The following is a 4,777-nucleotide window of genomic DNA, read 5'->3' as shown; positions in this document are numbered from 1 at the left end:
GCTCGAGCGCGCGGCGAAGATGAATGACGAGAAGGGCGCGGGTTCGCTCACCGCTCTGCCGGTCATCGAAACGCAGGCCAACGACGTGTCGGCCTATATTCCGACCAACGTGATCTCGATCACCGACGGCCAGATCTTCCTCGAGACCGACCTGTTCTATCAGGGCATCCGTCCGGCGGTGAACGTCGGTCTGTCGGTGTCGCGCGTGGGTTCGTCCGCGCAGACCAAGGCAATGAAAAAGGTCGCCGGCAAGATCAAGGGCGAGCTTGCGCAGTACCGCGAAATGGCGGCCTTCGCGCAGTTCGGCTCCGACCTCGATGCCACCACGCAGCGTCTGCTGAACCGCGGTGCGCGCCTGACCGAACTCCTCAAGCAGGCGCAGTTCTCGCCGCTGAAGATGGAAGAGCAGGTGTGCGTGATCTGGGCCGGCACCAACGGCTATCTCGATCCGCTGCCGCTCAACAAGGTGAAGGAGTTCGAGACCGGGCTGCTTGGTCTCCTGCGCAGCAAGCACTCCGATCTGCTGAACAAGATCCGCGACACCCGCGATCTCGACGATGCCGCCGCCGATCAGCTCAAGGGCGTCGTCGACGGATACGCCAAGTCGTTTGCGTAGTTCTTCGCCTCCCCCCTTGCGGGGGAGGTCGACCGGCCGAAGGCCGGTCGGGAGGCGGGTAAGCCGCAGGGTCTAGCGTTTGCTGCTTACCCCCCTCCCTAAGCCTCCCCCGCAAGGGGGGAGGGACACGGCCGGAGCAAGGTTTTAGGTTCGAGACGATATGGCCAGCCTCAAAGACATGCGCGTGCGCATCGCCGCGACCAAGGCGACGCAGAAAATCACCAAGGCCATGCAGATGGTGGCCGCGTCCAAGCTGCGCCGCGCGCAGGCTGCGGCGGAAGCCGCACGGCCTTATGCCGAACGGATGGAAGCGGTTCTGCAGAACATCGCGTCCGGCATGGCTGGAGCGGGCAACGCCCCGAAGCTCCTGTCCGGCACCGGCAGCGACAAGGTTCACCTGCTGGTGGTCGCGACCGGCGAGCGCGGTCTTGCCGGCGCATTCAATTCCTCGATCGTGCGCTTGGCGCGCGAACACATCAGCCGCCTGCAGGCCGAAGGCAAGGACGTCAAGATCCTCACCGTCGGCAAGAAGGGTTACGAGCAGCTCCGCCGCAACTACGAAAAGAACATCGTCGATCGCATCGAGCTGCGGAATGTCCGCGTGCTCGGTTACGGCAACGCCGCCGAGATCGCGAACAAGGTGATCGACATGTACGATCGCGGCGAGTTCGATGTCGCGACGCTGTTCTATGCGCGGTTCAAGTCCGTGATCGCGCAGACCCCGACCGCGCAGCAGATCATCCCGCCGAAAATCGAAGCGCCTGCGGCCGGCGCGTCCGCCGCGGTCTACGAATACGAGCCGGACGAGGACGAACTCCTCGCGGAACTGCTGCCGCGCTATGTCGCGACCCAGATTTTCCGCGCGCTCCTGGAGAACAACGCGTCGTTCTACGGCTCACAGATGTCGGCGATGGACAACGCCACCCGCAATGCCGGCGACATGATCAAGAAGCAGACCATCACGTACAACCGCACGCGTCAGGCGATGATCACGAAAGAGCTGATCGAGATCATCTCGGGCGCCGAGGCCCTGTAGCCATAGGAGCGAAGCGATGGCTTACGTCACCAAGGCGACGACGTCCGGCGGCCGTAACGGGCGCGCAGTGCTGGAAAATGGCGGTCTTGCGCTCGCCATGGCGCTGCCGAAGGACCTCGGCGGCTCGGGCGAAGGCCACAATCCCGAGCAGCTTTTCGCGCTTGGCTGGTCGTCCTGTTTCGGACAGGCGATCCTCGTTCTCGCCAAGAAGCACGGCCTCGACGGCCAGGCCGCGAAAGTCACCTGCGAGGTGAAGCTGAATACCGAAGGCGGCTTCTCGCTTGCTGCCGAGCTCAAAGTATCGATCCCCGGCGCCGACAAGGCAAAGGTTCAGGCGCTGATCGAGGAAGCCCACACCGTCTGCCCGTATTCGAAAGCAACGAAGGGCAACATTCCCGTCACATTGACGGCAGTCTGAGATTCAAGGAGACCGACATGGCCACACCAGCCACCGCAGGCAAACCCAACAAAACCGGAAAGATCACGCAGGTCATCGGCGCCGTCGTCGACGTGCAGTTCGACGGTCATCTGCCGGCCATTCTGAATTCGCTGGAGACCAACAACGGCGGCAACCGGCTGGTACTCGAGGTCGCGCAGCATCTCGGCGAATCGACCGTGCGCACCATCGCGATGGACGTGACCGAAGGTCTCGTCCGCGGCCAGGAAGTCACCGACACCGGCCTGCCGATCGCGGTGCCGGTTGGTCCCGGCACGCTCGGCCGCATCATGAACGTGGTCGGCGAGCCGATCGACGAAGCCGGCCCGATCAAGGCGGATGACAAGCGCCCGATCCATGCCGAAGCGCCGAAATACACCGACCAGTCGACCGAGGCGGAAATTCTCGTCACCGGCATCAAGGTCGTGGACCTGCTCGCGCCTTACGCCAAGGGCGGCAAGATCGGCCTGTTCGGCGGCGCCGGCGTCGGCAAGACCGTGCTGATTCAGGAGCTGATCAACAACGTCGCCAAGGCGCATGGTGGCTACTCGGTGTTCGCCGGCGTCGGCGAACGTACCCGCGAGGGCAACGACCTCTATCACGAGTTCATCGAATCGGGCGTCAACAAGGACCCGCACGAGAACAAGGGCGACACCTCCGGCTCGAAATGCGCGCTGGTGTTCGGCCAGATGAACGAGCCGCCCGGAGCGCGCGCCCGCGTCGGCCTGACCGGCCTGACGGTTTCGGAATATTTCCGCGATCAGGGCCAGGACGTGCTGTTCTTCGTGGACAACATCTTCCGCTTCACCCAGGCGGGCTCGGAAGTGTCCGCGCTGCTCGGCCGTATTCCTTCGGCGGTGGGTTATCAGCCGACGCTCGCGACCGACATGGGCGCGCTGCAGGAGCGCATCACCACCACCACCAAGGGCTCGATCACTTCAGTGCAGGCGATTTACGTGCCGGCCGACGACTTGACCGACCCGGCGCCGGCCACCTCCTTTGCGCACCTTGACGCGACCACCGTGCTGTCGCGCCAGATCGCGGAAAAGGGCATCTATCCGGCGGTGGACCCGCTCGACTCCACCTCGCGCATGCTGCAGCCGATGATCGTCGGCGAGGAGCACTACAACGTGTCGCGCCAGGTGCAGCAGATCCTGCAACGCTACAAGGCGCTGCAGGACATCATCGCCATTCTGGGCATGGACGAGCTCTCCGAAGAGGACAAGCTGACGGTGGCGCGCGCCCGCAAGATCGAGCGCTTCCTGTCGCAGCCGTTCCACGTCGCGGAAGTGTTCACCGGCTCGCCGGGCAAGTTCGTCGAACTCGCCGACACCATCAAGGGCTTCAAGGGCCTTTGCGAAGGCAAGTACGACTACCTGCCGGAAGCGGCCTTCTACATGGTCGGCACCATCGAAGAGGCCGTCGAGAAGGGCAAGAAGCTCGCTGCGGAAGCGGCGTAGTTCTCAGGTCGTTGCCGGGCTTGACCCGGCAATCCGTCTTGCGAAATCGATGGGCCCGCGGGTCAAGCCCGCGGGTGACGAGCGGAAAAAGCGATAGACATCATGGCCACGTTTCACTTCGATCTCGTCTCCCCCGAACGGCTTCTGCTTTCCGGCGAAGTCGAGCAAGTCGATGTGCCCGGTTCGGAGGGCGATTTCGGTGTGCTGGCCGGTCATGCGCCGATGGTGACCTCGTTGCGTCCCGGGATTCTCACGATCAAGCGTGACGGCGGCGAGATGAAGATCGTCGTCCTCGGCGGCTTTGCCGAAATCTCGCCGAGCGGCTTGACCGTCCTTGCCGACTCGGCCACCGCTCTCGAGGAGTTCGACCGCGAGCTGCTCGCCGAACATATCAAGGCGGCGGAAGACAAGGTCGCGAAGATGCGGCAGGAAACCAGCGACGCGGTCGACAAGGAGATAGCCCGGCTCGATCACTTCAAGGCGCTGGACTATCACCTGCAGGGCACCGCGATGCATTGAGCGCGCGGCGCTACGCTGACGTTGCAAAAAGCCGGGCCATGCCCGGCTTTTTTGTTGTCCGCGCGGAGTCCCGCCGAAACCGCCGTCACTTGCGCCGGCAAACGTCCTTGTCGAAAGCGGCGCGCGCCGGCCGCTTCTTGGTGCGGCATGCGGTGTCGCAGGCGCTCGCGAAAGCCTTGCTCGGAAACGCCGCATAGATCGACTCGATATAGTTCACCGAACGCCGGGTCGCGCCGGGAAGATCGGCGACCACGTTGCGGCACCTGGCATGATAGGCCATGCAGCTGTCGAGCGCGTCCTCGTACAGCGACTTGCAATCGTCGTCGGACAACGGCTCGTTCGGATCGAGCGGCTTCTTGGAGATTGTGATCGCGCCGTCGCGAAACAACGCACTGAATTCGTGTCCCTCGCGGCGGTCGAGCGCGATGTCGATCTCGTTGAGGTCCGGCCGCGCCACGAATTGCTCCTTGCATTGCACGCAGAAGCGCCTGAGCGACAGGTCGACCTTCGTCTCCGTGCCCTTTTCGATCAGCAAGGTGGTTTGCGACAGCCCGCAGGCCGAACCGCCGCAATCGTCATAGACCGGTATGATCGTGTAATCCTTGGTGCGGACCGGTTTGCCGAACATCACGAGGTCGCGCTTGATACAGGTGAGCCGACTGCCGTCCCTGAACATGCATTTGATCTCGTCGTTCTTCGGATCGTCGCGT

The 4,777-nt window shown here is 63.5% G+C and carries 5 protein-coding genes and 1 pseudogene; 5 read left to right on the top strand and 1 reads right to left on the bottom strand.

Annotation, left to right across the window (positions count from 1 at the left end; all coding sequences use genetic code 11):
* The 5 genes and pseudogenes from VN004_RS01240 to VN004_RS01220 all read left to right on the top strand — a co-directional run.
* Positions 1-616 (top strand): annotated as a pseudogene (locus tag VN004_RS01240) (F0F1 ATP synthase subunit alpha); the annotation flags it as partial.
* A 160-nt stretch (positions 617-776) separates the two neighbouring features.
* Complete coding sequence (locus VN004_RS01235; protein ID WP_325606288.1) at positions 777-1,652, top strand: F0F1 ATP synthase subunit gamma; 876 nt, start codon at positions 777-779, stop codon at positions 1,650-1,652.
* A 16-nt stretch (positions 1,653-1,668) separates the two neighbouring features.
* Positions 1,669-2,070, top strand: a complete 402-nt coding sequence (locus tag VN004_RS01230) for an organic hydroperoxide resistance protein (protein ID WP_325606287.1) — start codon at positions 1,669-1,671, stop codon at positions 2,068-2,070.
* Between the two features lie 17 nt (positions 2,071-2,087).
* Positions 2,088-3,548, top strand: a complete 1,461-nt coding sequence (gene atpD / locus VN004_RS01225; protein WP_325606286.1) for a F0F1 ATP synthase subunit beta — start codon at positions 2,088-2,090, stop codon at positions 3,546-3,548.
* A 102-nt stretch (positions 3,549-3,650) separates the two neighbouring features.
* Positions 3,651-4,067, top strand: coding sequence for a F0F1 ATP synthase subunit epsilon (locus VN004_RS01220; RefSeq protein ID WP_325606285.1), 417 nt, complete (start codon positions 3,651-3,653; stop codon positions 4,065-4,067).
* Between the two features lie 85 nt (positions 4,068-4,152).
* Here the strand turns inward: VN004_RS01220 and VN004_RS01215 are convergent.
* Positions 4,153-4,777: hypothetical protein (locus VN004_RS01215; protein WP_325606284.1), on the bottom strand; the 625-nt coding region annotated here is incomplete at its 5' end.

The sequence above is a fragment of the Pseudorhodoplanes sp. genome, assembly GCF_035565855.1.
GTDB lineage: Bacteria > Pseudomonadota > Alphaproteobacteria > Rhizobiales > Xanthobacteraceae > Pseudorhodoplanes.
The sequence above is the reverse complement of the archived record's forward strand: the minus strand, read 5'-3'. Positions and strand labels throughout refer to the sequence as shown.

Coding starts and splice junctions, on each gene's coding strand:
- atpD (WP_325606286.1), top strand. CDS start 2,088: ATGGCCACACCAGCCACCGCAGGCAAACCCAACAAAACCGGAAAGATC.
- VN004_RS01220 (WP_325606285.1), top strand. CDS start 3,651: ATGGCCACGTTTCACTTCGATCTCGTCTCCCCCGAACGGCTTCTGCTT.
- VN004_RS01235 (WP_325606288.1), top strand. CDS start 777: ATGGCCAGCCTCAAAGACATGCGCGTGCGCATCGCCGCGACCAAGGCG.
- VN004_RS01230 (WP_325606287.1), top strand. CDS start 1,669: ATGGCTTACGTCACCAAGGCGACGACGTCCGGCGGCCGTAACGGGCGC.